The following is a 21,114-nucleotide window of genomic DNA, read 5'->3' as shown; positions in this document are numbered from 1 at the left end:
GGTCTTCTAAGCCTCGGATCAATGTTCGATAAAGCGGGACAGCGAAAAGGGAAGGGGAGAGACAGATGAAGTGGTTATGGATGACGATGGCTTTAGCGGCCGGGATGGCCGTCTCCATACAGGCGGGGGTGAATGGCGGCCTTGGGAGACGGGTCGGGGTGTTGGAAGGATCGTTCGTTTCGTTTTTGATCGGGACGATCGTGTTGTTTTTGGTGCAATTGTTTTTCGGAAAAGGCGAGCTCATCGCCATGTTTTCCGTGCCGAAATGGCAACTGATCGGCGGCATTCTCGGCGCCTTTTACGTGTTTGTTATGGTGCTCATCGTTCCGAAAGTCGGCGTTGCCAATTCGTTGATGGCCGTGGTTGCCGGGCAGCTCGTGATGAGTTCGATTGTTGACCATTTTGGTTTGTTCGGCGGGCAGCGCATCCCGTTCGATCTGACGCGCTTCGCCGCCATAGGTTTTCTGTTTTTGGCGCTTTGGCTTTTTTTCCGCAAATGAACAGCTGGACTGGCCAAGTTGGTTTAGTTTTCCGTGATCCGCTCATACTAACAACAGCATGATCGACTTGAAAGGAAGTGGATCAAAGTGAAACAGGCATGGCGCATTTATATGAGCGATTTGAAACATCTCACGATCAACTGGGCCGCATCCATATTGGCTCTCGGTCTGATCGTTCTTCCATCGCTTTACGCTTGGATCAATGTAGAGGCTTCGATTGACCCTTACGCCCATACAGAGGATTTACCGGTCGGCGTCGTGAACGAAGACCGAGGGGCGGAGCTCGCCGGTCACCGGTTTCACGCCGGCGATGAGATCGTCAAGACCGTGAACTACCCACCACCTACGCTTCGCTTAGAGGTGGGGGCTTCAAGCGACTTGTGTGTGTTCGCTGAACGGTAAGCCACACACAAGAACCCTTTACGCTTCCCTTCGTTCCGAAGGTGTCCGTTCTAGCCATATTCTATCATATTCGTTGGCTAACGCCAACCGACATTCATCTCCCACTTTCACTGGTGCTGGCGCACCTTCACGTTTAGAAGTAGGAGACTTCTTTCGGAGGGAAGTTAAAAGTGGTTTGTTTCATTGAAAATTGTCTGTTCTCTTTATGGAAGCATCTGTTACAATAGGGACGGGAGCGTTGCTTCATCCTATTTCGCGCAGGAGACTCCCACTTCAACGACCAAAGGGAGTAAGTGGGAGAGGAATGTGCGTTCCCCCTTTCTTTTGTGTATGATAGAATAAAGGCATGGAGAAAACCGTTCAATAAAGGCACTCCAATCACAGCTGCTCGATGTATGGAGTTGGTTGCAGGAAACGTTGCAACCGCAAAACATCGAGCGTAGGTCTGTCTGTTGTGTGTGGAAGCCAAGTACTGCCAACAGACACACCGAGAGAATCGGTAACGATGCAGGCATGACCTGCGTCGTTGGGCAGTCGTCAACCTGCCCCCTGATGCAACCCCAAGTCAAGGAAGGAGGACGAAGTCCGTTTGCACTTCTGGGGAGTTGCAAGCCCCCACTTCAAGCGTTCGCGAAGTGGGGGTAGTTGACTCTCAATTGCCCCGTAGGATAGACGTCTCCCAAGCATTGTTCACTGCTGCTTTTGCGCGATGGGAGAGCGCTCGATGGCGGGGAAAAGGGGAGAGAATCATGGCGATCCGTCTACTGCTTGGTTTTGCGCTCATTTTTTTGGCGATTTCGATGTTTATCGAGCAAATGTGGTGGGTCGGGGGAATTTGCCTCTTGATTGGAATTGGAATGACGGCGAAGTGGAGGAAAAGAAGCATATATGGTAACGATCGAGAGCGATAAGCTCAGACAGCACGATGAGCAGTTGATGACAAAAGCAGAACAGTTTATCATAGCAAGCTATCGGGAGCTTGGAAAAAGTGAGCAAGAAATAAAGCGGCGGGTGAATGAAATCCGTTGGGAAGTGGAACAAACCGGAACATACCGCCATACGTACGAAGAGTTAAGCTATGGGGCTAAGATGGCTTGGCGCCATAGCAACCGCTGCATCGGCCGCTTGTTTTGGCAATCGCTCCATGTCATCGATGCGCGAGAAGCGGTCACCGAGGAAGAGGTGTTTTCGTATCTATTCCATCATATTGAGGTTGCAACCAATGGCGGGAAAATCCGACCGACGATCACGATCTTCCGTCCCAATGGGGAAGTGCGCATTTGGAATCATCAACTGATTCGTTATGCCGGTTATGAAACCGAAGAAGGGATTATCGGCGACTCATCCTCCCTCACGTTCACCCGCGCCTGTGAACAGCTTGGGTGGAAGGGGGAGAAAACGCCTTTTGACGTGTTGCCCTTGGTGATCCAGGTAGGCGGCCAGAAGCCTGTTTGGACGCCGATCCCTAAAGAATTGGTGCTTGAGGTGCCCATTGAACATCCGGAGTTTCCGTGGTTTCGCGATCTGCAGTTAAAATGGTACGCGGTCCCGATTATTTCAGATATGTGTCTAGAAATTGGCGGCATTCGCTATATGGCAGCACCGTTTAACGGGTGGTACATGGGTACGGAGATTGGAGCCCGCAATTTTGCCGATGATTATCGCTACAACATGCTTCCGAAAGTGGCCTCTTGCATGGGGCTTGACACCAACTCCAACGCATCATTATGGAAAGACAAGGCGTTGGTCGAATTGAATATCGCTGTTTTGTATTCCTACAAAAAGGCGGGCGTCAGCATCGTTGACCATCATACCGCCGCGCGCCAATTTCAGTTGTTTGAACAGCAAGAGAAAGCAGCCGGCCGCCATGTCACCGGCGATTGGACATGGCTGATTCCGCCTCTTTCTCCGGCGACAACGCACATTTTTCACCGAACTTATGACAACACGACCATGTTGCCCAACTTTTTCTATCAGGACCGTCCATACGAACCACAAAGGGGAGGGGAACAATGACCGTCATCATCCGCATGCGCGATGTGTCATGGGCAAGAGGAGAGCGCACGATTTTGCGCGATATAAACTGGGAAGTAAAAGAAGGCGAGCAATGGGCGATTCTTGGACTAAACGGCTCCGGGAAAACATCGCTTCTCAATATCGTCACCGGCTATCAGTACCCGACGCGCGGTGAGGTGGAAGTATTAGGCTATCGGTTTGGACAGGCGAGTCTGCCGGAGTTGCGCCGGCACATCGGGTTTGTCAGCAGCGCGCTCCTTGATCAATTTCACGACACGCTGCAAACGGAAACGGTTGAAGATGTCATCATCAGCGGCAAGTTTGCGACGATTGGCCTGTATGATGCTGTTACCGACGATGACTGGGCTAGGGCGGAATCGTTCATCGAATCGTTCCGCCTCGAAGCCATCAAAGGAAAACGGTATGCGACGCTGTCACAAGGGGAAAAGCGAAAAACATTGATCGCCCGAGCGTTGATGGCGAATCCGAAGCTGCTCATTTTGGACGAGCCGACGGTCGGCCTTGACTTATTGGCCCGCGAAGAAATTTTAGCATTGATCGGACAGATCGTCACTCAGCCGTGCCATCTCTTATACGTCACCCATTATATCGAAGAAATCGTCGACTCCATTACCCATGTCTTGCTTTTGCAAGACGGGCGCATCCTTGCGGCTGGCCAAAAAGAGGAAGTGTTAACCGACGAGCGGCTTTCAGAAGCGTTTCGCCTTCCGATCCGCGTTCATTGGGAAGACGGCCAGCCGTGGGTGTCCGTCCATCGGTAGGGCGGCCGTTGGCAGCCGTTCCTAGGCCGACTGCCTCAACATACCGTGCACCCAAGAAGGTCAACCGCTATTTTTTGATAGACCGCATTGGTCCAGCCGAACCCTTTTTGCGAAGGGTAGCGGCCGATGGTGCGGATGCTCATGTCGACCACATTATATTTTTCGTACATGTTGCCAGTTTCCTGACGATGTTGCGGGCGAGTTCGTGCAGCCTTGAAATGTTCAGTCCCAATATAATGAAATAGCTGTCCCAGTAAAAGAGCTGCTGGTACACCCCGCCGGGAACGACGTATGGAAACGGAAGGGAAAACAGTTCTCCTTTGGAGTAAGGCGAGCTTGTTTTGACCAATTGTTCCCACCGTTGGTGAATGGAAGAAAACACATGCTCTACGGCTGGATCCGGGCAAATGACCGTGATGTCCGGAAGCTCAATCGGCAACGGCTGTCCCTCCATGGGAATGGTCTATATGGCTATGTATATGGCCAAAACGACCCGGTCATGCCGCCAATCGAGTGCACGGCGATGGCAGAGGAAGAAAACGGAAGCCGAGCAACAAGGGCCACCGAACAAGGACGCCCTTGTTGCCACTTTTTCAAAACGCGCGGTCAACCGGCGGAAAATCAATATCATCCGCCGTGTGGCGGCTGTCAGCTGGCGTGACTTCCATGACCGGCGGCCGACCGTTTTCAAAACCGCGGGCGATGTCGCGAATCGGGCTCATTTCATCGGGAACGCCGATTCCCGGGGTATAGCGCGGCAGGTTGGAAGCGGCGCTGTGTTCTTCCCAAGGTTCTCTCATGAACAAACACCTCCGTATTCTCAGTATGGCCATTGATGGAGGCCGTATGAATGGAAATCAAATCCTTTCCCGCCAATTTCTTTTGTGGAGCCCTGTCATCTGTTGTAGGCATACTATGGATGACAATATGGGCAACAGGAGGGAAGGAACTCAATGCAGTTCGGGAAAGATGCGATCGAAGCGATTTGGCGCCGCCAGTGCGGAGCGTGGGAGCGGAGCGATGCGGCATGTGTCCAATCATTTTTGGTGGAATGTTTACAACATGACCTTGATCCGCAAGACGGGCTCAATTGGATCATTGAGCACCGCACCCAGCTTTCTGACGCCGATGCAGTGGTGGACGCGGCACTCCGTTGGGTGAATGAACATACGTCCACTGGCTCCCCGGTGTCAGGAATCGGAGCGGAACAACAAGAGTGAGGCGGCGAACAGGAAAGGGCGGAACGAAGGATGGTATGGGTCATCAAAACAAAACACAAAAATGACCAAGGGGAGACGGTGGGGCTGGAGCTTGAGAGCGAAGATGGCTGGCTTGACGCCAACGTCCGCTGGGACGGATGCATGGAAATTCACTTGTACTTGGTGACGGAGGAGGGCCGCGAACTGAGCGATACGCTCCATACGTGCGATTTGCAAGGATTGATTGAGCGGCTGCAATCGCTCGATGCGGTTTGCCGGTCGTTTTTCGAGTCTCAAGAGGGCGGGGGAGAAGACGAAGGACGCGGCGATGGCGGCGCTGCTGATCTTATGGACCAATGAACGGGAAGCCAACAATGCGGGCTTCTCTTCTTGCTGATGACTCTCACTGCCTTCCCTGCTTACGATTCAAGCGCCCCTTCCGCGAAGCGAGCGGAATAACACCTCCGTTTCCCCTTCTGCCCCACCCGAAAGCAGAGACTCCTCGATGGATTGATAAAAACATTTGAAATATTTTAAATAGAGTGTATAATAAAAGAAAAACATACCAACCGGTTAGTATACCGTGTTTTTTTGGAAGCGGATTCAAAAAAGAGGGGAAAGGCGGGAGAACGTGAGGCTGAACGGAAAAGCTGCGATTGTCACCGGCGGGGGCAGCGGCATCGGCCGGGCGACGGCGATTCGCTTTGCGGAAGAAGGCGCCAAAGTGGCGGTGAGCGACATCAATGAGGAAGGAGGGGAAGAAACGGTCCGCCTGATTCGGGAAAAAGGAGGGGAGGCGATTTTTGTCCAAACGGATGTCGCCGATTCCAAGCAAGTGAGCCGCCTTGTCCAAACGGCGGTTGATGCCTTTGGCGGCCTACATATTCTCTTTAACAATGCCGGCATCGGCCATTCGGAAGTGCGGAGCACCGACTTGTCTGAAGAAGAGTGGGACCGGGTCATCAACGTTAATTTGAAAGGAGTGTTCCTTGGCATCAAATACGCGGTGCCCGTGATGAAGCAATGCGGTGGCGGGGCCATTGTCAACACATCGAGCCTGCTTGGAATCAAAGGGAAAAAGTACGAATCGGCCTACAACGCCTCGAAGGCCGGGGTGATTTTGTTGACGAAAAATGCGGCATTGGAATATGGGAAGTTTAACATTCGCGTCAATGCCATTGCACCGGGGGTCATTGATACGAACATCATCACGCCGTGGAAACAAGATGAGCGCAAATGGCCGATCATTTCGAAAGCGAACGCCCTCGGCCGCATCGGGACGCCAGAGGAAGTGGCGAACGCGGTGTTGTTTTTGGCGTCCGATGAAGCGTCGTTTATCACCGGCGCGACATTGTCGGTCGACGGCGGCGGGCTGACGTTTTAGACGTCGGACGGCTGATACGGGGCAACGGATGAAAACAAAGGTCGCACAAACGAGAGGGGAGAGGAAACGATGCGTTTTGCCAATACCGTCGCTGTGATTACTGGAGGGGGAAGCGGCATTGGCCGGGCGACGGCCGTCCGCCTGGCTCAGGAAGGGGCGACTGTCGTGCTTGTCGGCCGCACAGCCGTCAAACTGGAAGAAACGGTGCAAGACATCACGCGTCTTGGGGTGCCAGGGGTGGCCGATCGGTTTGCGGCGGATGTCACGGACCGCGAACAAGTGCGCGCCTTGGCCGCATACGTCCAAAATCGGTACGGCGACTTGCATGTGCTCGTCAACAATGCCGGCATTTCGACCCATACGAAATGGCTTGAGCTCACCGAACAAGAGTGGGATGATGTGCAGCGGGTCAATATGAAAAGCGTCTTTCTTGTCTCGCAAACGCTCGCTCCGCTGATGATCGAAGGGGCAAAACGCGAGCGCGCCAATCGGGCGATTGTGAACGTAGCGTCATTGTCCGGCCATCAGGCCGGGGCGGAAATTCCGCACTACAGCGCGGCGAAAGCAGGGGTCATCAACTTGACCAAATCGCTCGCTTTGGAGCTGGCGCCGTATGGCATCCGCGTCAATTCCGTCTCGCCCGGTTTTGTCGAGACGCCGCTTACCGAGCGCGGACTGCAAAACGAGCGGTTTGTGAAAGCCATCGAGCGCAACACTGCCTTGGGTCGAGTTGGGCAACCGGAAGAAGTTGCGAACGTCATTGCGTTTCTTGCCTCACCGGAAGCGTCGTACATGACCGGCTCTGATGTGTTGGTGGATGGCGGATGGCTCATCAAATGAAACGGAAAAGTCCAAAATGGAAAGGGAGAGCAAAGGAATATGGAAACCTCGCATTTGCTTGTGGAACAATCCGGTTCTGTATTATGGTTGACGCTGAATCGCCCGGAGCGGCTCAATGCCTTCAGCCCGGAGATGATTGCCGGACTGACGGATGAAATCGAACGCGCCGCGGCGGATGATGCCGTCCGCGTCATCGTCTTATCCGGCGCTGGGCGGGCGTTTTGCGCCGGCGGGGATGTAAAAACGATGGGGCAATCAAGCGCCTCGCAGGCGTATGAGCATATCGGCCGACTGAATCGGCTCATTCTGACTATGCAACGATGCGAAAAACCGATCATGGCCGCGGTGCACGGATTCGCTGCCGGGGCGGGATTTAACCTCGCGCTGGCGTGTGATTTGATCCTCGCGGCCGAAGACAGTCAATTCATTTTGAGCTTTGCGAAAGTCGGCCTTGTCTCCGACGGTGGCGGGTCGTATTGGCTCCCGCGGCTTGTCGGTCCGCATTTGGCGAAACAGTTTTTCTTCACCGCCGATCCGATTCCAGCCCGTCGCCTGTATGAATTGGGCGTCCTAAGCGAGGTCGTCCCAGCTGAGAAACTGCGCGAGGCGACAGAATCGCTCGCCTCGAAGCTGGCGTGCGGGCCCACGAAAGCCATCGGAAAACAAAAACGGCTGATTGAGCACGCGCTGACCGCGACACTCGAGGAGATTCTCGAAGAAGAGCGTCTCGTTCAAGGGCTGATGGTGGAAACCGAAGACCATCGCGAAGGGGTGGCGGCGTTTAAAGAGAAACGGAGCCCGGTGTTCCAAGGAAAATAAGCGAGCGGCAGTGCCAAAAGAGCGCTGCGCCCTGTTTCTCCATCAGCGGGAGACGGGGCGTATTTTGTTTTCACTTCGCCTCAAATGAAACATGGGGCTGACCCAAAAGGGTAATTCTCTTTAACAAAACACAACATATTGTTTCTTAATGATTGTTTTATACCTATATACGGTAATGAGAAAGGGTGTCTCAATCCTTTTGGGACACCCTCTGGTTGGTCGGGGAACGGTGCGATCAAGCGTCAAAGCGCCCCTGCTTGATTCCGGATGGGTTCTGCGAGCAACTGATCCACGTCGTCGATCAACTCGTCAACATGGTCATACGGCGCATCCAGCTGCAGCATTTTCCGCAAGATCCGACGAGCGTTTGGCGATAAATCGAGCTCTTCTTCCCAGCTTTTTTCCTCGTCACTTGTCGGTTCATAGGCAGAATACAATAAAAACAAGGTGAAGTGTCCAAGGGCATAGAAATCGCTTCGTGGATGCGGTTCGCGCCGCAGCCGCTTCTCAAGCGGGTCGTCATCGCGGAAATCCACCGGTTCGCCGATGCGGCAGGCTAAGCCGAAATCGATGATCGCCGCCGTTCCATCGCGCCAAATGATGTTCGGGATGCGCAAATCGCGGTGGACGATGCCGAAAGCATGGACGTGCCGGACGACCTCAAGCACCTTCTTTAACAATCGAAACGCCTCTTGTTCCGTGTACTTGGCTTCCAGCTTGAAAATCTGGTCTTCCACCGTTTCTCCGTCGATATACTCCATCACGAGATGCGGCTGTCCGCGCTCCACAAACCGATCATACAGCCTCGGAATTTGCGGGTGGCGCAAACGGGCAAGCAGATCCGCTTCGCGCTGAAGCAAGCGGCGGCCGTCTTCTCCTTTTGTCCGCCGCGCCTGCTTGACGACGACAAACCGCTTGGTATGGAGGTCGCGCCCTTTATAGGCGATGCCGTAGCTTCCCATCCCAAGCTCTTCGATGATTTCATAGCGGCCCAAAAGCACCTTCCCGCCCCGATGCGGCCGATCAACCCAGCGGGAGACGAACGGATGGCGTTCAAAAAACCGTTTCATCAGCTGCCGAAAAAGCTTGAGAAGAAGCTGCCGCTATGATGTTTCTTTTTGTAGTGATGGTGCCCATACTGGGACGGGTGGTGATGCGAGTGATACGTCGGGTTGTAATAATGGTGGTCGCTGCTGCTGTAATGTTTATGGTAGTGCGACGGATGATGGGGATGGTCGAAAAGTGCTTTTAGCCATTTTTTCAACATCGCGATCGCTCCTTTGCGATAGATTTACCTATATATACGAGGCAATGAGAAGGAAGTTTCAGACTTCAAAGATGAAAAAGAAACCGCCAGGGGCATGAGCCCCTAGCGCGGTGTGGCAACCTCATTCCTTTTTTTCGTTCAACGCCTGCTTGAGCAGCTCCCCTAAACTCGTGCCAAACGATTCGTTGGCCGGGCTGTATTTTTTGAGAAGCGCCCGTTCGCTGCCTTTGGCGGCGATGCGTTTGGTCTCGTCCGCTTTTTCGACAATATTGCACGGGCGGCATTGGAAATAAAGTCCTGCCTTTCCTTCATGCATTTCCATGCGCCGGTGGCATTGCGGACAGCGGCGGTTCGACAGTTTCGGGTCGCGCCGGCGGCGGTAGCGGCATTGTAAGTTCGAGCAGACAAGCATCCGTCCGTCTTTCGTTTTCCGCTCTTTTAAAAGCGCGCCGCATTCTGGACACGTCAGATTCGTGAGGTTTGGCGCTTTGTATACCTGCTCGCTTTGCTTAATTTCGGCAACGAGCTGCTGCGTTTGCCGGCGGATGTTGGCCAAAAATTGTTGTGGATTTCCTTTCCCGCGGGCGATCGCCTCCAGCTCCCGCTCCCAGCGGGCGGTCAATTCCGGCGATTTCAGCTCTTCATTGACGAGCTCAATCAGCTGTTTCCCTTTTTTTGTCGGATAAAACCGTCCGTCTTTTCGCTCGACCACTTCGGTTTCAACCAGCCGTTCGATGATGTCCGCTCTTGTCGCCGGCGTGCCGAGCCCGTATTTCTCCATTTGCGCGAGCAAGTCAGCTTCCGAATAACGGGCAGGCGGTTCCGTGAACGATTGTTCCAGCTCAAGTTGCACTGATGGGAGCGTCTGGCCTTCCGCGAGATGCAACAACGTTGGTTGGGCCTTGTTGTCTTCTTTGCTGAGAACGGCTTGAAATCCGGCGTTGACAACCGCCGTCTCCTTGGCGACAAACGTTTCGCCGCCGATGTCAAAGACGGCTGTCGTCGTTTCGGATTCATGCGGCGGGTAGAAAAGCGCCAAAAAACGGCGGGCGATGAGATCATACAGCTTGCGCTCATCAGTGGACAGCCTGCTAAGGTCGAGCCGCTCATCCGTTGGAACGATGGCGTGATGATCGGTTACTTTGTCATCGTTAAATACCCGCTTGGCTGCTTTGCCTTTGGCGAGAAGCGGAGCGATGACGTCCTCATAACCGGATTTCATCGCCAACAACCGCTCGGTCATCGTCGCTTCCATATCGCTTGGCAAATAACGCGAATCGGTGCGCGGGTACGTGACAAGCTTGTGTTGTTCGTACAGTCGCTGCAACACCGAGAGCGTCTTTTTCGCCGAAAAGCCAAACCGCTTGTTTGCGTCCCGCTGCAGTTCGGTCAAGTCATACGGCAGCGGGGCGGGCTCGCTTTTTCGTTTCCGTTTGATCGATGTGACGCGCGCCGGCTGACCGTCAAGGCGGGCGTGCAGCTGCTTCGCTTCGTCTTGGTCAAACAGACGATGTCCGCCATGCCGCTCCCATACGGCTGTGATGGACCCGATCTTGGCCCGAATTGTCCAATATGGCACGGGAACGAACGATTGGATCTCGCGTTCGCGCTCGATGATCATCGCAAGCGTCGGCGTCTGCACCCGCCCGGCTGAGAGCGGATCGTTGTATTTGGTCGTCAAGGCGCGTGAGACGTTTAACCCAATCAGCCAGTCGGCTTCCGCGCGGCAGACGGCCGATTGATACAGGCGTTCAAACTGCACCCCGGGCTTGAGTTGGCGGAAGCCGTCGCGGATGGCGCGGTCGGTTTGCGACGAAATCCATAGCCGCCAAATCGGCTTCGTCCAACCGATCATCTCTAAAATCCAGCGCGCCACCAGTTCCCCCTCGCGGCCCGCGTCGGTCGCGATGATGACATCTTTCACATCCGGTCGTTTCGCCAACCGTTCAATGGCGCGAAACTGGTGGCTTGTTTGCCGAATGACTTTCAAGCCCATTTTCTTTGGGATGATCGGCAAGTCCTCCAGCCGCCATGTTTCGTATTTTCGGTCGTAGTCTTCCGGCATCTTCAGCTCCACTAAATGGCCGAGCGCCCAGGTGACAATGTGCTGCTTTCCTTCAAAATAATGTTTATGCGCTTGCTTGCAGCCGAGCACGCGGGCGATGTCGCGGGCGACGCTCGGCTTTTCCGCTAACACGAGCGATTTCATCGATAAACCCCTTTCTGTCGTCTCTACATGAGCACAGTCTGCTTCTTAAGTATAAAGGAAGAAGGAAAAAGACGCATCCGTCAAGGTTTGTCTCCTTGGCGGGACAAGACGCCTTGGCGTGGCGCAAAGCCGCATCTCCACACTTTCTGCACATTTGCCAAATAAAATAGTAAAATTGAAATGACACTCGGACTTGATGGATGAGGAGAGGAATCCGTGCGAAAACTGTCATGGAAACTCGGCATGCTGTTTTTTGCCTTTGTCTTGGCCATTGAAATGGTGCTGTTCGTTTCCCTCTACGCTACGCTCGTCCATGCGCGCATCGAGGAAGAATTCGCGCAGCTTCTGGCGCGCGGAAACAGCCACCGCAATGTATTGGAAAAAAATTACGATCGAACGACGTTGGCGCATGTCGTGATGATGGAATCAGAGGCGGAAACCGATGTCGCCATCACGGACGCCCGGCGCCGAATTGTATCGGCATCTAGCGGCATTGTTCCGTTTGCCAAGCGCCTCATTCCTTTAACGAACGGCCGTCATATTCCCCGCCGGGGAATGATGGTTGAAACCGACTGGAAGCGGGCGTCGCATATCGCTGCCGTCAGCCCGATTCAAATCAGGGGTGAAACAAGAGGATATGTGTATATGTTTCAAGACACCCGCTCGATCCGGACGATGGTGTATAAACTGAAGCATCATTTTATCGTCGTTGGCGTGCTGTCGGTGGCGATCACCGTGTTGACCATCGCCTTTTTCTCCCGCGCCATCACGATGCCGCTCCTTCGCATGAAACAGGCGACCGAGGCGCTCAGCCGGGGGGATTTTTCCGTCCGCCTCGAGATGAAAGGCAACGACGAGCTGGCGCAACTCGGGAGAGCGATTCAAACGCTGGCCAACGATTTGGCGTATTTGAAACAAGAGCGGAGTGAATTTTTAGCGAGCATCTCTCATGAATTGCGCACGCCGCTGACGTATGTGAAAGGATACGCCGACATTGCTAGGCGTCCGCATCTGTCTGAGGAACAACGGGCGAACTATATGGCGATCATTTACGAAGAAGCGGAAAAGATTGAAAAGATGGTCAAAGATTTGTTTGAATTAGCCAAACTGGAGCAACACTCGTTCCAGATTGAAAAGCAACCGACAAATCTTTGTTCGTTTTTGACAAAATTGTGTGAAAAACTGCGCCCCGCGTTTCAGGAAAAATCGTTGTCGCTTGTGTGCCAGTGCCCCGGTTCGGTCATGGCTGCGATTGATCGGCAGCGGTTCGAGCAAGTGATGATCAATGTGCTTGACAATGCACGAAAGTACGCGTTTTCTGGCACGACGGTGGCCGTCGCCGTTCACCTTCAAAAGCAAGGAATCGTCATTGCCGTATCCGATGAAGGAACCGGCATTCCGCCGGAAGATGTGCCCCGGATTTTCGAGCGGTTTTATCGGGTTGACAAATCGCGGTCGCGGACAAGCGGTGGGACCGGACTCGGTTTGGCGATTGCCAAAGAAATCGTCGAGGCGCACGGGGGAACGATCGCTGCTCGAAGCGAACAAGGAAAAGGAACGACCATCCTCATTACGCTGCCGGAGGGATAATGATGTATACCTTGCTGTTGGTTGATGATGAAGAGCGGATGCTCGATTTATTGGAATTGTATTTAGCGCCGAACGGCTACCGTTGCGTGAAACGGCGTTCAGGGGCGGAAGCCATTGACTATTTGCGGCGCCATCACGCCGATTTGGTGCTGCTTGATGTCATGATGCCAGAACTCGACGGATGGGAAACGTGCCGCCGCATTCGATCGTTTTCGAATGTGCCGATCATGATGGTCACCGCTCGCGATGAGACGGCGGATATTGTCCAAGGATTGAAAATCGGAGCGGACGATTATGTGACGAAACCGTTTGACGAGGCGGAACTGCTTGCTCGCATTGAAGCGGTGCTGCGCCGTACAGCTGGCGGTCGTTCCGCCATTCGCGCGGCCGGGCTTGTATGGGACGAAGAGGAACATACGGTCCGCTACGAAGATAAGCCGATTGCGTTGACGCCGAAAGAATTTGCCATTTTGGGGCTGCTGTTAAAGCACCCGAATCAGGTGTTCAGCCGCGGGCAAATCATCGCATCGCTATGGGGCTATCTCGCTGATACGGAAGAGAGGACCGTTGACTCCCACATGAAAAACATCCGCGAAAAATTGCGGAAAGCGGGGTTCCCAGTGGACGACTATTTGCAGACGGTCTGGGGCGTCGGCTACAAATGGGAAGGGCGCAAGTCATAACCATTTTCGGAAAGAGAGGCGTTTGGGTCAAATGGAAGAACGGATGATTGAGTTCCTTCAAGCATACGGCGGAGCGGCGTACTTCTTGAGTCTAGCCTGCAATGTGGTGATCAGCGTGCTCGGAGTCGTCCCAAGCGCCTTTTTAACTGCCGCCAATTTGACCGTTTTCGGATTTTGGCCCGGCTTTTGGGTGTCGTTTGCCGGCGAGGCGATCGGAGCGGTCGTCTCGTTTGTCTTGTATCGAAAAGGACTTCGCCGATGGAGCGAGACGACATGGCTTTCCCATCCCAAGGTGAAGCCGTTGCTTCATGCAAGTGGCAAGGAGGCATTTGGGCTTATTTTCGCGCTTCGACTGTTGCCGTTTGTGCCATCCGGGGCGGTGACGTTCGTTGCTGCCATCGGCCGCACGTCTCTTTCTGTGTTTGCAACGGCTAGCTCGCTCGGCAAGCTCCCGGCTTTATGGATGGAAGCGTATGCCGTCCATCAATTCCTCGAGGCCGCCTGGGCTGGCAAACTGATGCTCGCTGTTGCATCGATCGTTCTTTTGTGGTTCGTCTGGCGAAAGATAGGGCAAAAAGCAGCGGGGTAAAACAGCCCCCGCCCAAAAGGACAGTCAGCCTAGGCGCCATACGGCCTTTAGCGGCAAATCCAAGGCCATCTCCACAAAATCTGCACAAAAGTCCGGTATGCTAACAAGGCAAGGAGGGTGAAAACGATGAAAAACTGGAAAATGTTATTGGGAACAACTTCAGTTATGGCAGCGCTCTTGTTATCGGCCTGCACCGGTGCCAACGACAACAAAGCGCCAAAGGAACATACAGCTTCTCACACCGGGCATGAAGGAATGAATCACTCGGGCTCCAAAGAGGTGCCGGCCGGATTGAAGGAGGCGAAACAACCAAAGTATCCGGTTGGAAGCCAAGTCATCATCCATGCCGACCATATGCCGGGAATGGATGGAGCCAAGGCGACTGTCACCGGTGCCTTTGACACGATCGTCTATACGGTCACATACACCCCAACTACAGGCGGGGACCCAGTGAAAAACCATAAATGGGTCATTCACGAAGAAATCGAAAACGCCGGAGACAAACCGTTCCAGCCGGGCGATGAAGTCGTCTTGAATGCCGATCACATGGAAGGGATGAAAGGGGCCAAAGCAGTCATTGATTCGGCGAAACAAACGACGGTGTATATGGTCGATTACATCGATACGGAAACTGGTCAAAAAGTGACCAACCACAAATGGGTGACCGAAGACGAGCTGTCGCCGGCCAACTAACGAATCATCATCGGTGTTTCCGCAAAACGCGCAGCCATTTCCCTTGGAGCATAGGGGAATGGCTTGTTTTTTTCGGCTCATTTGTGAAAATTGTGGTATAATTATACGAAAATCCCCTATTTTTTCAAAAAATAGACAATATAGGCGGCTTCGCCTGAGTCTTACGGAGCGATCGGGAAAACGGGAGAAAGAAAGGGAGAAACGATGCGGAGATTTTGGTTGGGAGTTATGTGGTTTTCAGTGGTTTGGGTGCTTTACGGCATCGGAGCGGCAGGGCATCACTTATGGACGGAACACCGGATGGACGGACAGGCGCTGATTCTCGCGCTCGGCATGGCGACCATGGCCTGGCGGGCATGGGACGAATATCGTGGGAACGGTTGGACACGAAAAAAGGAAGACGGGCGCCGTCTATGATGAAAGGACGCCCGTCTCTAGCTGTCGCCCGAGCGAAAAGAGGCGGTTTGGTTACGCCGTTCGCCCGGGCGCTTTTGTTGCTTGATGCTGCTTTTCTTTGACAGTGGAATAGATGAATAAGAGAACCAAGACGGCCATGCAGAGAAGCGAACCGATTCGATGCTCTCTTTGAAGCAAAAAGCCAAGCCAAATCGCCCCGAGCGCCCCGACCGCCGCCATCGTTGTGTACGGAAACCCTTTCGTTCGGAAAAACGGCTTCGTTTTGTAGTGTGGCCGCAGCTTCAGCTGAGCGGCGCCGATCATCATCCAAACGATGAGCACGGTAAACCCAGGAATCGTCATCAATTCCCCGATGATCCGCCCGGGCGCCAAGTAGGCGCCGATCACGCCAGCGGCGATGCAGATGGCGACCATGCCCATCCCGTACAGCGGAACCCCGTGTTTCGTCGTCCGCTGCAAGCGGCGGCTTGCTTCTCCTTGTTCAGCCATGGTGTACAGCAAACGAGAAGTCGCATAGACGCCTGTATTGGCCGCCGATAAGACGGCAATGAGCAACACCGCGTTCATGACATGGGCCGCGCCGGGCAACCCGATCGCTTCCAACACTTGGACAAAGGGACTGTTCGTTTCCGAAACGGTGTTCCATGGCATAATGCCGCAAATGATGGCCATTGGCAAAAGATAAAAGCCGACAACCCGCCAGATTGTGGTGCGAATGACGCGCGGCAGCACCTGCTCGGCGTCTTTCATCTCCGTCACCGCCACCCCGATCAGCTCCGCTCCGCCATAGGAAAACATCACGATAAGCAAGGCGCTGAGCGTTCCGGCAAACCCGTGCGGAAACCATCCGCCGTCGCTGGCAGACGGAAACGAGCCGCTTATGCCGCTTGGGATCACGCCAGCCCATACGCCCGCCCCGAGCACGATAAACACCACTAGCGCCGCCACTTTCAGTCCGGCCAGCCAAAATTCCGCTTCCCCGTAATACTTCACAGGGAAAAGATTCAACCCCATGATCAGACACGCGCACAGGAGGGCAAGCAGCCATAACGGCGCAGACGGAACCCAATAGTTCAGAAAGCTGCCGGCAGCCAGCAGTTCGACAACAGTGACCAACGTCCAATTGATCCAATACAGCCAGCCGACGATCCATGACAGGCGAAAGCCAAACGCCCGGCGGATCAAATGTTGAACGTTCGAACCCGGATACGCGATCGCCATCTCGGCCAGTGCAGCCATAATCCAAAACAACAGCACGCCGCCGATCAAGTACGTGAGCACGACGCTTGGTCCAGCGATATGAATGGCCTCGGCGCTTCCTTTAAAAATGCCGGTGCCGATCATCCCTCCTAACGCGATCAGCTGAACGTGGCGGGGCAATAGTCCTTTTTGCAGCTGAGGACGGGATTGTTCCATGTTGACAACAACCTTTCTGTTCTAATGTTGATTCATAGATGTGCTTTTTTGCTTTTATGCGGTTAAGCAAAAAAGATAATTTCAGAATATAATAGTTCAGTTGTTCTGTCAACGATTGTCGAAAAAGGCATCACCAACATGGAAATGTTTTGTTATACTGGAAACAGAAATGATGTGCAAAAAGGAGATTAAGAGAATGCTTCCTCTAGAGGCAAACCCATTTCATCAAAAGCGGTCACCGTGTGGCGTCTCACGGGGGCGCTTGTGGCATTGGCTTCCGGTGTGGCGATCGGGGGAATCATATGGCTGCTCTCGCAGTTCCATGCTCCTCCTTGGCTATTGATAGTGTTGGCCGGCGTTTGGATGTTGCAAGCCATTGTATGGGTCGTCTGGCTCCCGCCGTTGCGCCAAAGACGTTGGCGCTATGACATTCGTGAAGAAGAGATTGACATTCAGCGAGGAGTCTGGTCTACGAGACGGACTTTGATCCCGATGGCTCGCGTTCAGTACGTCGATGTGCGGCAAGGTCCGCTTCTCAAGCGGTACGGGTTGGCTTCCATTGCGGTGTTCACAGCGGCGGCCGCTCATGAAATTCCCGCTCTTCCGATGGAAGAAGCAGAACGGCTTTGCCGCTTGATTGCCGAGTGGGCGAAGGTGGTGGATGAAGATGACGATCGGCGAAAGAAATAGGGGTGGCTTCGTTGACAAGCGGTGGAGCGCTTGGCGTGGTTGCCGCTTTATGTGGGTTTTTGTCGCAATTAGGCGACTTCATTCCATATGAGGCGCTGATCCGCGATCTTCAGTCGACATGGAACGGACATGGACGATTGCTTATTGCCCTATTCATCCTGTCGCTTCTCTTGGCCGCTTATGGAGTAGCTATCGTACAAAACATGATCCGGTACGCTTCGTTTGTCGTGCGGAAACAAGAAGACACGATTGTGATTGCTCGCGGATGGTTGGAACGAAAAGCGGTGTCCGTCCCTGTTGACCGCGTCCAAGGCATCGTTATTCATGAGAATTGGCTGCGCCGTTTTTTCGGATACGCCTCTGTATCCATTATTCATGCCGGCGGAGCGCTCGATGGCGGACCGTCAGGGGAAGTCGTTCTTTGCCCGCTGGTCAAAAAGCATCGCATCGTCCCCATTGTTCAGGCTTGTTTGCCCGAGTATCGCCTCGATGTGCCATTTTGTCCGCTTCCTCAGCGTGCAAAAAGTCGATATATGCTTCGCCCGCTTTATTGGTTGACAATTCCGGTTGGAGTTGCCGCGTATATGGAGCGTCCATGGGGAGCAGGGCTTTTGTTTGTGTTGCCACTTGCTCTGTGGATCGGGGCGCGGCGCTATCAAGCGGCCGGCTGGGCGCTTTCCTCGAAGCAGCTGTCGCTCCGCAACGGCTGGTTTCGGCGAACGACCGCGCATTTGTTAAAGCGTCACGTCCAATCGTTGGAAATCGCAACGACATGGTGGCAAAGAAAAAAACAGTTGGTGACGATCTCGGCTTCCGTCATGCCGGTCGGCACCCGCTCCCGTGTCGTGGATGTGGATGAAGAAGATGCCGCTTCGATCTATCGCTGGCTGCAAGGGGAAAAGGGGAACCAAACATGATGAAGGCCTTTCTTCACGGGCTTATCCTTGCGTTTGGACTCATTTTGCCATTGGGGATGCAAAACGTGTTCATTTTGACCCAAGGAGCAGTCCAGCGGCGTTGGCGGCATGCCTTGCCGGCGGTGCTGACGGCGTCGTTGTGTGATACGTTGTTGATTTTCCTCGCCATTTTGGGCGTCTCGCTCGTTTGGCTTGGTTCCGCTTGGCTGAGAACAGCCGTGATGGGGGCTGGCATTCTTTTTTGGCTGTATATGGGCTGGAGTACATGGAAGAGCGAGCCTGCAACAGGCGAAAGCGAAGCGGCGGAACGGTTTCCGCCCCGCAAACAAATCGCTTTTGCCGCCTTGAAAGCGACCTGAGTTGTTCCCAACGAACAAATCAGCGAAGAAGCTGCATGCGCTTGGCCTCCATACGATCGGCGATCTTGCCAAAGCTGACCGCGAGCGTCTTCGTCAGACGTTTGGCATCTATGGTTTGCGCCTTCAAGAGAAAGCGAACGGCATCGACCTGCGTCCGGTTGATCCAGTGGCGGCGGAAAAGAGAAAATCGATCGGACACTCAACAACGTTGCCGTACGATATGGATGAGGAACAGAACTTGCTCGTTGTCTTGCGCCAGTTGGCTGAGTCTGTCAGTGCAAGGATGAACGAAAAGCGGGTTGTCTCGCGGACCGTTCAACTGACCATTCGCTACTACGATTTTCAAACCATCACTCGTAGCCAAACCGGAATGGATCCGTTATGGGATGCGGAAGACATCTTTTCCTATGCTGTACGGTTGTTCCAAAAGCATTGGGACGGTCGTCCAGTGCGGCTTCTTGGCGTCGCCGCGCTCCATGTGTTTGACCGGACCGGGGCCGTGAAGCAGCTCGATTTGTTTCATTATGAAAAGGAGGTGAAAATGGAACCGCTTTGGAAAACGGTTGAACAGCTGCAGGCGAAGTTTGGCGCCCGTGCCTTGCAGATAGGTGTTGAGCCGCTTTCATCCGACAGGCAAACGAAAGAGGGGGAAGAACGTTGACGATCTCAATGATTGCCGCGGCTGTCGTGATGCTTGCAGGCCTCATCGGCACGCTCGCGCTGTCGGGGCGGGGGGACGAACAGTACACATCAGCAACCAAAGGCAATCTCACCCGCCTAGTGTTGATTTATGCCGGGTTGGCCCTTGTGCTAGCGGCGGGAATCGGGGTATATCTAGTGTTATAACAAGCGAAAGACGATGCCCGCCGTCGAGTTTAGATGCCGCGGCACCATTTAGAGACAAACGGTTATGGACAATCGAGCCCTGGTGACAAAGTAGCCATCGGTTCATCTCAGGCAGAGCGTCGCTCTCTTCGACATGGGATGAACCGATTGGCTTTGGTTGAGTGAAAAAGTCGGCTTACGGCTTTCCGTCAATGAGGGGAAGCACCTAGGTATTGGAAGTGCCCCTGCGTTTGTGGTGTGATGATCCTCACTCCGACGGGATGGTTTTTTGGGGTAAAATGGATGGTAAACGGAACAACCATGGAGGATGTATGGCCCACTATGTTTGGATGATCATTAATGCGCTGTTGGTGATCGGCACGGCGGTTTATATCTGGCTGTTTCGCCCGAACGACTCAGCTGCGGTGCTGGCAGGAAAATGGCTGGCACAAGTGGCGGTGCTGCTGTTTTTGGTCAATGTCAATATGTATTTTATCTTCCTTGTCATCCGCAAAACAAAAATCCGGAAGGTCAAAGTCACGTTAGCGCGGATAGCAAGAAGCATGATGAAAGCCCACATCCCGCTCGCGGTTGTCGGAACGAGCTTGATTGTCTTTCACGGAGTGGTGATGGCATGGAAACTCGGAGCGGTGATCGGTTTTGGCCATGGGAAACTGGTGACCGGTTATGCAAGCCTCGCGATGTTGGCCATCACCTTGTTTGCAGGTGTCCTTCGGCGGCAAAAAGCGTCAGGGTGGAGAAGAACGTTTCATCTTGTCTCTGCCTTGCTGTTTGCCGGTTTGTTTCTCCTTCATCTATTTTGGCCGATCTAATCACGTGTAAGGGAGAGAGAAAACGTGGGTGACTTGCTTTCTTTGCTGACGGAATACCGCCATCGCCAAGTTGTCGTCAACTTCTATGAAGAAGACGAGCTGGTGGCGCGTGACGGGTTTTTCTTTGATGGCATCGAACGATCAGACGGTCTGCTATCTTTCATCAAAGATGGGCGCATTCGCTGGTCCATTCGGTTGGATGACTACCCAAGCTATGAGATCGTACACGATTTCCCGAGGCGTTATCGGTTTTATGGCCAGCATCGGGCTGTAGAGCTCTATTTCCCTTCTTAACGGTGTCCGCTTTAGGAGAAACCGGTCAGAATCCCCCTCATTTTCATGAGGAGATGAATGACCGGTTTTTGACTATATATCATGTAAGTGGTTGAAATGTTTTTATACTTATTACGATTATACCAGGGCATCGTATATTCTTTCCGGCAGGCAGTGGTTGTCCGTTGAGCGGTACTTTCATAAGAAAATAGCGTATGATCAAGCTATTTCTGACGCAAGGCATCCACCCCCGTTGCTGCAGTCACTGGCTTCCGCATCGTAAACGTCAGCTCCGGATCAAGCACGGCTAACGCCGGGCGGAGAGCGGCATCTTTTAGCGTCAATTGAATCGTCAACGATGTTCTTAGTGCGGCGTTTGCCTTTTTCAGCTAGCGGCGTTTTTCATGAAAC

At 53.6% G+C, this 21,114-nt stretch carries 30 protein-coding genes; 22 read left to right on the top strand and 8 right to left on the bottom strand.

Going from position 1 to position 21,114, the window contains the following annotated elements; translation table 11 throughout:
* Positions 1-65: 65 nt before the first annotated feature.
* The 5 genes from ACR1UW_RS10175 to ACR1UW_RS10155 all read left to right on the top strand — a co-directional run bounded on the left by ACR1UW_RS10175 (position 66) and on the right by ACR1UW_RS10155 (position 3,700).
* The gene (locus tag ACR1UW_RS10175) at positions 66-500 is read left to right on the top strand and encodes a DMT family transporter (protein ID WP_063165942.1); all 435 of its coding nucleotides are present in this window, start codon (positions 66-68) and stop codon (positions 498-500) included.
* An 87-nt stretch (positions 501-587) separates the two neighbouring features.
* The gene (locus ACR1UW_RS10170) at positions 588-902 is read left to right on the top strand and encodes a YhgE/Pip domain-containing protein (protein ID WP_498933172.1); all 315 of its coding nucleotides are present in this window, start codon (positions 588-590) and stop codon (positions 900-902) included.
* Between the two features lie 724 nt (positions 903-1,626).
* Positions 1,627-1,797, top strand: coding sequence for a hypothetical protein (locus ACR1UW_RS10165; RefSeq protein WP_498933170.1), 171 nt, complete (start codon positions 1,627-1,629; stop codon positions 1,795-1,797).
* The gene (locus ACR1UW_RS10160; protein ID WP_498933169.1) at positions 1,791-2,918 is read left to right on the top strand and encodes a nitric oxide synthase oxygenase; all 1,128 of its coding nucleotides are present in this window, start codon (positions 1,791-1,793) and stop codon (positions 2,916-2,918) included. The genes ACR1UW_RS10165 and ACR1UW_RS10160 overlap by 7 nt, the downstream gene beginning before the upstream one ends.
* On the top strand, positions 2,915-3,700 hold the full coding sequence (locus ACR1UW_RS10155) for an ABC transporter ATP-binding protein (protein ID WP_498933167.1): 786 nt from the start codon (positions 2,915-2,917) through the stop codon (positions 3,698-3,700). Before ACR1UW_RS10160 ends, ACR1UW_RS10155 begins: the two co-directional genes overlap by 4 nt.
* A gap of 35 nt (positions 3,701-3,735) precedes the next feature.
* Here the strand turns inward: ACR1UW_RS10155 and ACR1UW_RS10150 are convergent, their stop codons facing one another.
* The 3 genes from ACR1UW_RS10150 to ACR1UW_RS10140 all read right to left on the bottom strand — a co-directional run bounded on the left by ACR1UW_RS10150 (position 3,736) and on the right by ACR1UW_RS10140 (position 4,500).
* Complete coding sequence (locus ACR1UW_RS10150; protein ID WP_168368518.1) at positions 3,736-3,870, bottom strand: trehalase family glycosidase; 135 nt, start codon at positions 3,868-3,870, stop codon at positions 3,736-3,738.
* Entirely contained in the window at positions 3,840-4,139 is a 300-nt protein-coding gene (locus ACR1UW_RS10145) for a trehalase family glycosidase (RefSeq protein WP_233204995.1), read from the bottom strand. Before ACR1UW_RS10145 ends, ACR1UW_RS10150 begins: the two co-directional genes overlap by 31 nt.
* Positions 4,140-4,293: 154 nt before the next feature.
* The gene (locus ACR1UW_RS10140) at positions 4,294-4,500 is read right to left on the bottom strand and encodes a hypothetical protein (protein WP_498933164.1); all 207 of its coding nucleotides are present in this window, start codon (positions 4,498-4,500) and stop codon (positions 4,294-4,296) included.
* Between the two features lie 153 nt (positions 4,501-4,653).
* On the opposite strand from ACR1UW_RS10140, the gene ACR1UW_RS10135 reads away from it, so the two are divergent.
* The 5 genes from ACR1UW_RS10135 (at position 4,654) to ACR1UW_RS10115 (ending at position 7,942) form a co-directional block, all read left to right on the top strand.
* Entirely contained in the window at positions 4,654-4,920 is a 267-nt protein-coding gene (locus tag ACR1UW_RS10135) for a hypothetical protein (protein ID WP_011231176.1), read from the top strand.
* A 30-nt stretch (positions 4,921-4,950) separates the two neighbouring features.
* On the top strand, positions 4,951-5,259 hold the full coding sequence (locus ACR1UW_RS10130; RefSeq protein ID WP_498933162.1) for a hypothetical protein: 309 nt from the start codon (positions 4,951-4,953) through the stop codon (positions 5,257-5,259).
* 271 nt (positions 5,260-5,530) lie between these two features.
* Positions 5,531-6,283, top strand: coding sequence for an SDR family NAD(P)-dependent oxidoreductase (locus tag ACR1UW_RS10125; protein ID WP_498933160.1), 753 nt, complete (start codon positions 5,531-5,533; stop codon positions 6,281-6,283).
* 69 nt (positions 6,284-6,352) lie between these two features.
* On the top strand, positions 6,353-7,123 hold the full coding sequence (locus ACR1UW_RS10120; RefSeq protein ID WP_498933158.1) for an SDR family NAD(P)-dependent oxidoreductase: 771 nt from the start codon (positions 6,353-6,355) through the stop codon (positions 7,121-7,123).
* Positions 7,124-7,162: 39 nt separating this feature from the next.
* The gene (locus ACR1UW_RS10115) at positions 7,163-7,942 is read left to right on the top strand and encodes an enoyl-CoA hydratase/isomerase family protein (protein ID WP_025950586.1); all 780 of its coding nucleotides are present in this window, start codon (positions 7,163-7,165) and stop codon (positions 7,940-7,942) included.
* 242 nt (positions 7,943-8,184) lie between these two features.
* Here the strand turns inward: ACR1UW_RS10115 and ACR1UW_RS10110 are convergent, their stop codons facing one another.
* From ACR1UW_RS10110 to ACR1UW_RS10100, 3 genes are all read right to left on the bottom strand, one after another.
* On the bottom strand, positions 8,185-9,012 hold the full coding sequence (locus tag ACR1UW_RS10110) for a serine/threonine protein kinase (protein WP_498933156.1): 828 nt from the start codon (positions 9,010-9,012) through the stop codon (positions 8,185-8,187).
* Positions 9,012-9,209, bottom strand: coding sequence for a hypothetical protein (locus ACR1UW_RS10105; protein WP_014195787.1), 198 nt, complete (start codon positions 9,207-9,209; stop codon positions 9,012-9,014). The genes ACR1UW_RS10110 and ACR1UW_RS10105 overlap by 1 nt, the downstream gene beginning before the upstream one ends.
* A 121-nt stretch (positions 9,210-9,330) precedes the next feature.
* The gene (locus ACR1UW_RS10100; protein WP_289644048.1) at positions 9,331-11,418 is read right to left on the bottom strand and encodes a DNA topoisomerase III; all 2,088 of its coding nucleotides are present in this window, start codon (positions 11,416-11,418) and stop codon (positions 9,331-9,333) included.
* A 216-nt stretch (positions 11,419-11,634) separates the two neighbouring features.
* On the opposite strand from ACR1UW_RS10100, the gene ACR1UW_RS10095 reads away from it, so the two are divergent.
* The 5 genes from ACR1UW_RS10095 (at position 11,635) to ACR1UW_RS10075 (ending at position 15,390) form a co-directional block, all read left to right on the top strand.
* Entirely contained in the window at positions 11,635-13,008 is a 1,374-nt protein-coding gene (locus ACR1UW_RS10095) for a sensor histidine kinase (RefSeq protein WP_011231184.1), read from the top strand.
* 2 nt (positions 13,009-13,010) lie between these two features.
* Positions 13,011-13,691 carry a response regulator transcription factor gene (locus ACR1UW_RS10090; RefSeq protein ID WP_095860215.1) on the top strand — a complete coding sequence of 227 codons (681 nt, stop codon included), beginning with the start codon at positions 13,011-13,013 and terminating at the stop codon, positions 13,689-13,691.
* 31 nt (positions 13,692-13,722) lie between these two features.
* Entirely contained in the window at positions 13,723-14,280 is a 558-nt protein-coding gene (locus tag ACR1UW_RS10085; protein ID WP_015374808.1) for a TVP38/TMEM64 family protein, read from the top strand.
* 126 nt (positions 14,281-14,406) lie between these two features.
* Positions 14,407-14,973: a YdhK family protein gene (locus ACR1UW_RS10080; RefSeq protein WP_011231187.1), complete on the top strand. Its 567-nt coding sequence runs from the start codon at positions 14,407-14,409 to the stop codon at positions 14,971-14,973.
* 240 nt (positions 14,974-15,213) lie between these two features.
* Positions 15,214-15,390: a hypothetical protein gene (locus ACR1UW_RS10075; protein ID WP_014195791.1), complete on the top strand. Its 177-nt coding sequence runs from the start codon at positions 15,214-15,216 to the stop codon at positions 15,388-15,390.
* A 51-nt stretch (positions 15,391-15,441) separates the two neighbouring features.
* Here ACR1UW_RS10075 and ACR1UW_RS10070 read toward each other — a convergent pair whose 3' ends face one another.
* Positions 15,442-16,806: an amino acid permease gene (locus ACR1UW_RS10070; protein WP_193443996.1), complete on the bottom strand. Its 1,365-nt coding sequence runs from the start codon at positions 16,804-16,806 to the stop codon at positions 15,442-15,444.
* 240 nt (positions 16,807-17,046) lie between these two features.
* On the opposite strand from ACR1UW_RS10070, the gene ACR1UW_RS10065 reads away from it, so the two are divergent.
* The 7 genes from ACR1UW_RS10065 (at position 17,047) to ACR1UW_RS10035 (ending at position 20,724) form a co-directional block, all read left to right on the top strand.
* Positions 17,047-17,496, top strand: coding sequence for a PH domain-containing protein (locus ACR1UW_RS10065; RefSeq protein ID WP_498933151.1), 450 nt, complete (start codon positions 17,047-17,049; stop codon positions 17,494-17,496).
* Positions 17,497-17,507: 11 nt separating this feature from the next.
* Positions 17,508-18,413 carry a PH domain-containing protein gene (locus ACR1UW_RS10060; RefSeq protein WP_498933149.1) on the top strand — a complete coding sequence of 302 codons (906 nt, stop codon included), beginning with the start codon at positions 17,508-17,510 and terminating at the stop codon, positions 18,411-18,413.
* The gene (locus ACR1UW_RS10055) at positions 18,410-18,772 is read left to right on the top strand and encodes a LysE/ArgO family amino acid transporter (RefSeq protein ID WP_014195795.1); all 363 of its coding nucleotides are present in this window, start codon (positions 18,410-18,412) and stop codon (positions 18,770-18,772) included. The genes ACR1UW_RS10060 and ACR1UW_RS10055 overlap by 4 nt, the downstream gene beginning before the upstream one ends.
* A gap of 1 nt (position 18,773) precedes the next feature.
* On the top strand, positions 18,774-19,433 hold the full coding sequence (locus ACR1UW_RS10050; RefSeq protein ID WP_238980067.1) for a DinB/UmuC family translesion DNA polymerase: 660 nt from the start codon (positions 18,774-18,776) through the stop codon (positions 19,431-19,433).
* Entirely contained in the window at positions 19,430-19,618 is a 189-nt protein-coding gene (locus ACR1UW_RS10045; RefSeq protein WP_023634321.1) for a hypothetical protein, read from the top strand. The genes ACR1UW_RS10050 and ACR1UW_RS10045 overlap by 4 nt, the downstream gene beginning before the upstream one ends.
* Positions 19,619-19,929: 311 nt before the next feature.
* Complete coding sequence (locus ACR1UW_RS10040; RefSeq protein ID WP_014195797.1) at positions 19,930-20,430, top strand: hypothetical protein; 501 nt, start codon at positions 19,930-19,932, stop codon at positions 20,428-20,430.
* Positions 20,431-20,454: 24 nt separating this feature from the next.
* On the top strand, positions 20,455-20,724 hold the full coding sequence (locus ACR1UW_RS10035) for a hypothetical protein (protein WP_014195798.1): 270 nt from the start codon (positions 20,455-20,457) through the stop codon (positions 20,722-20,724).
* A 203-nt stretch (positions 20,725-20,927) separates the two neighbouring features.
* Here the strand turns inward: ACR1UW_RS10035 and ACR1UW_RS10030 are convergent, their stop codons facing one another.
* Entirely contained in the window at positions 20,928-21,059 is a 132-nt protein-coding gene (locus ACR1UW_RS10030; protein ID WP_023634322.1) for an iron-containing alcohol dehydrogenase, read from the bottom strand.
* Positions 21,060-21,114: the final 55 nt, after the last annotated feature.

This window comes from Geobacillus lituanicus, from assembly GCF_050994965.1.
Taxonomy (GTDB): Bacteria; Bacillota; Bacilli; order Bacillales; family Anoxybacillaceae; genus Geobacillus; species Geobacillus stearothermophilus.
This window is presented reverse-complemented; position numbering and strand designations above follow the sequence as displayed.

Excerpts from the sequence above, each read along its gene's own strand:
- ACR1UW_RS10175 (WP_063165942.1), top strand. The coding sequence starts at position 66 with ATGAAGTGGTTATGGATGACGATGGCTTTAGCGGCCGGGATGGCCGTC.
- ACR1UW_RS10165 (WP_498933170.1), top strand. The coding sequence starts at position 1,627 with ATGGCGGGGAAAAGGGGAGAGAATCATGGCGATCCGTCTACTGCTTGG.
- ACR1UW_RS10160 (WP_498933169.1), top strand. The coding sequence starts at position 1,791 with ATGGTAACGATCGAGAGCGATAAGCTCAGACAGCACGATGAGCAGTTG.
- ACR1UW_RS10155 (WP_498933167.1), top strand. The coding sequence starts at position 2,915 with ATGACCGTCATCATCCGCATGCGCGATGTGTCATGGGCAAGAGGAGAG.
- ACR1UW_RS10150 (WP_168368518.1), bottom strand. The coding sequence starts at position 3,870 with ATGTACGAAAAATATAATGTGGTCGACATGAGCATCCGCACCATCGGC.
- ACR1UW_RS10140 (WP_498933164.1), bottom strand. The coding sequence starts at position 4,500 with ATGAGAGAACCTTGGGAAGAACACAGCGCCGCTTCCAACCTGCCGCGC.
- ACR1UW_RS10135 (WP_011231176.1), top strand. The coding sequence starts at position 4,654 with ATGCAGTTCGGGAAAGATGCGATCGAAGCGATTTGGCGCCGCCAGTGC.
- ACR1UW_RS10130 (WP_498933162.1), top strand. The coding sequence starts at position 4,951 with ATGGTATGGGTCATCAAAACAAAACACAAAAATGACCAAGGGGAGACG.
- ACR1UW_RS10120 (WP_498933158.1), top strand. The coding sequence starts at position 6,353 with ATGCGTTTTGCCAATACCGTCGCTGTGATTACTGGAGGGGGAAGCGGC.
- ACR1UW_RS10115 (WP_025950586.1), top strand. The coding sequence starts at position 7,163 with ATGGAAACCTCGCATTTGCTTGTGGAACAATCCGGTTCTGTATTATGG.
- ACR1UW_RS10110 (WP_498933156.1), bottom strand. The coding sequence starts at position 9,012 with ATGAAACGGTTTTTTGAACGCCATCCGTTCGTCTCCCGCTGGGTTGAT.
- ACR1UW_RS10105 (WP_014195787.1), bottom strand. The coding sequence starts at position 9,209 with ATGTTGAAAAAATGGCTAAAAGCACTTTTCGACCATCCCCATCATCCG.
- ACR1UW_RS10100 (WP_289644048.1), bottom strand. The coding sequence starts at position 11,418 with ATGAAATCGCTCGTGTTAGCGGAAAAGCCGAGCGTCGCCCGCGACATC.
- ACR1UW_RS10090 (WP_095860215.1), top strand. The coding sequence starts at position 13,011 with ATGTATACCTTGCTGTTGGTTGATGATGAAGAGCGGATGCTCGATTTA.
- ACR1UW_RS10085 (WP_015374808.1), top strand. The coding sequence starts at position 13,723 with ATGGAAGAACGGATGATTGAGTTCCTTCAAGCATACGGCGGAGCGGCG.
- ACR1UW_RS10080 (WP_011231187.1), top strand. The coding sequence starts at position 14,407 with ATGAAAAACTGGAAAATGTTATTGGGAACAACTTCAGTTATGGCAGCG.
- ACR1UW_RS10070 (WP_193443996.1), bottom strand. The coding sequence starts at position 16,806 with ATGGAACAATCCCGTCCTCAGCTGCAAAAAGGACTATTGCCCCGCCAC.
- ACR1UW_RS10055 (WP_014195795.1), top strand. The coding sequence starts at position 18,410 with ATGATGAAGGCCTTTCTTCACGGGCTTATCCTTGCGTTTGGACTCATT.
- ACR1UW_RS10040 (WP_014195797.1), top strand. The coding sequence starts at position 19,930 with ATGGCCCACTATGTTTGGATGATCATTAATGCGCTGTTGGTGATCGGC.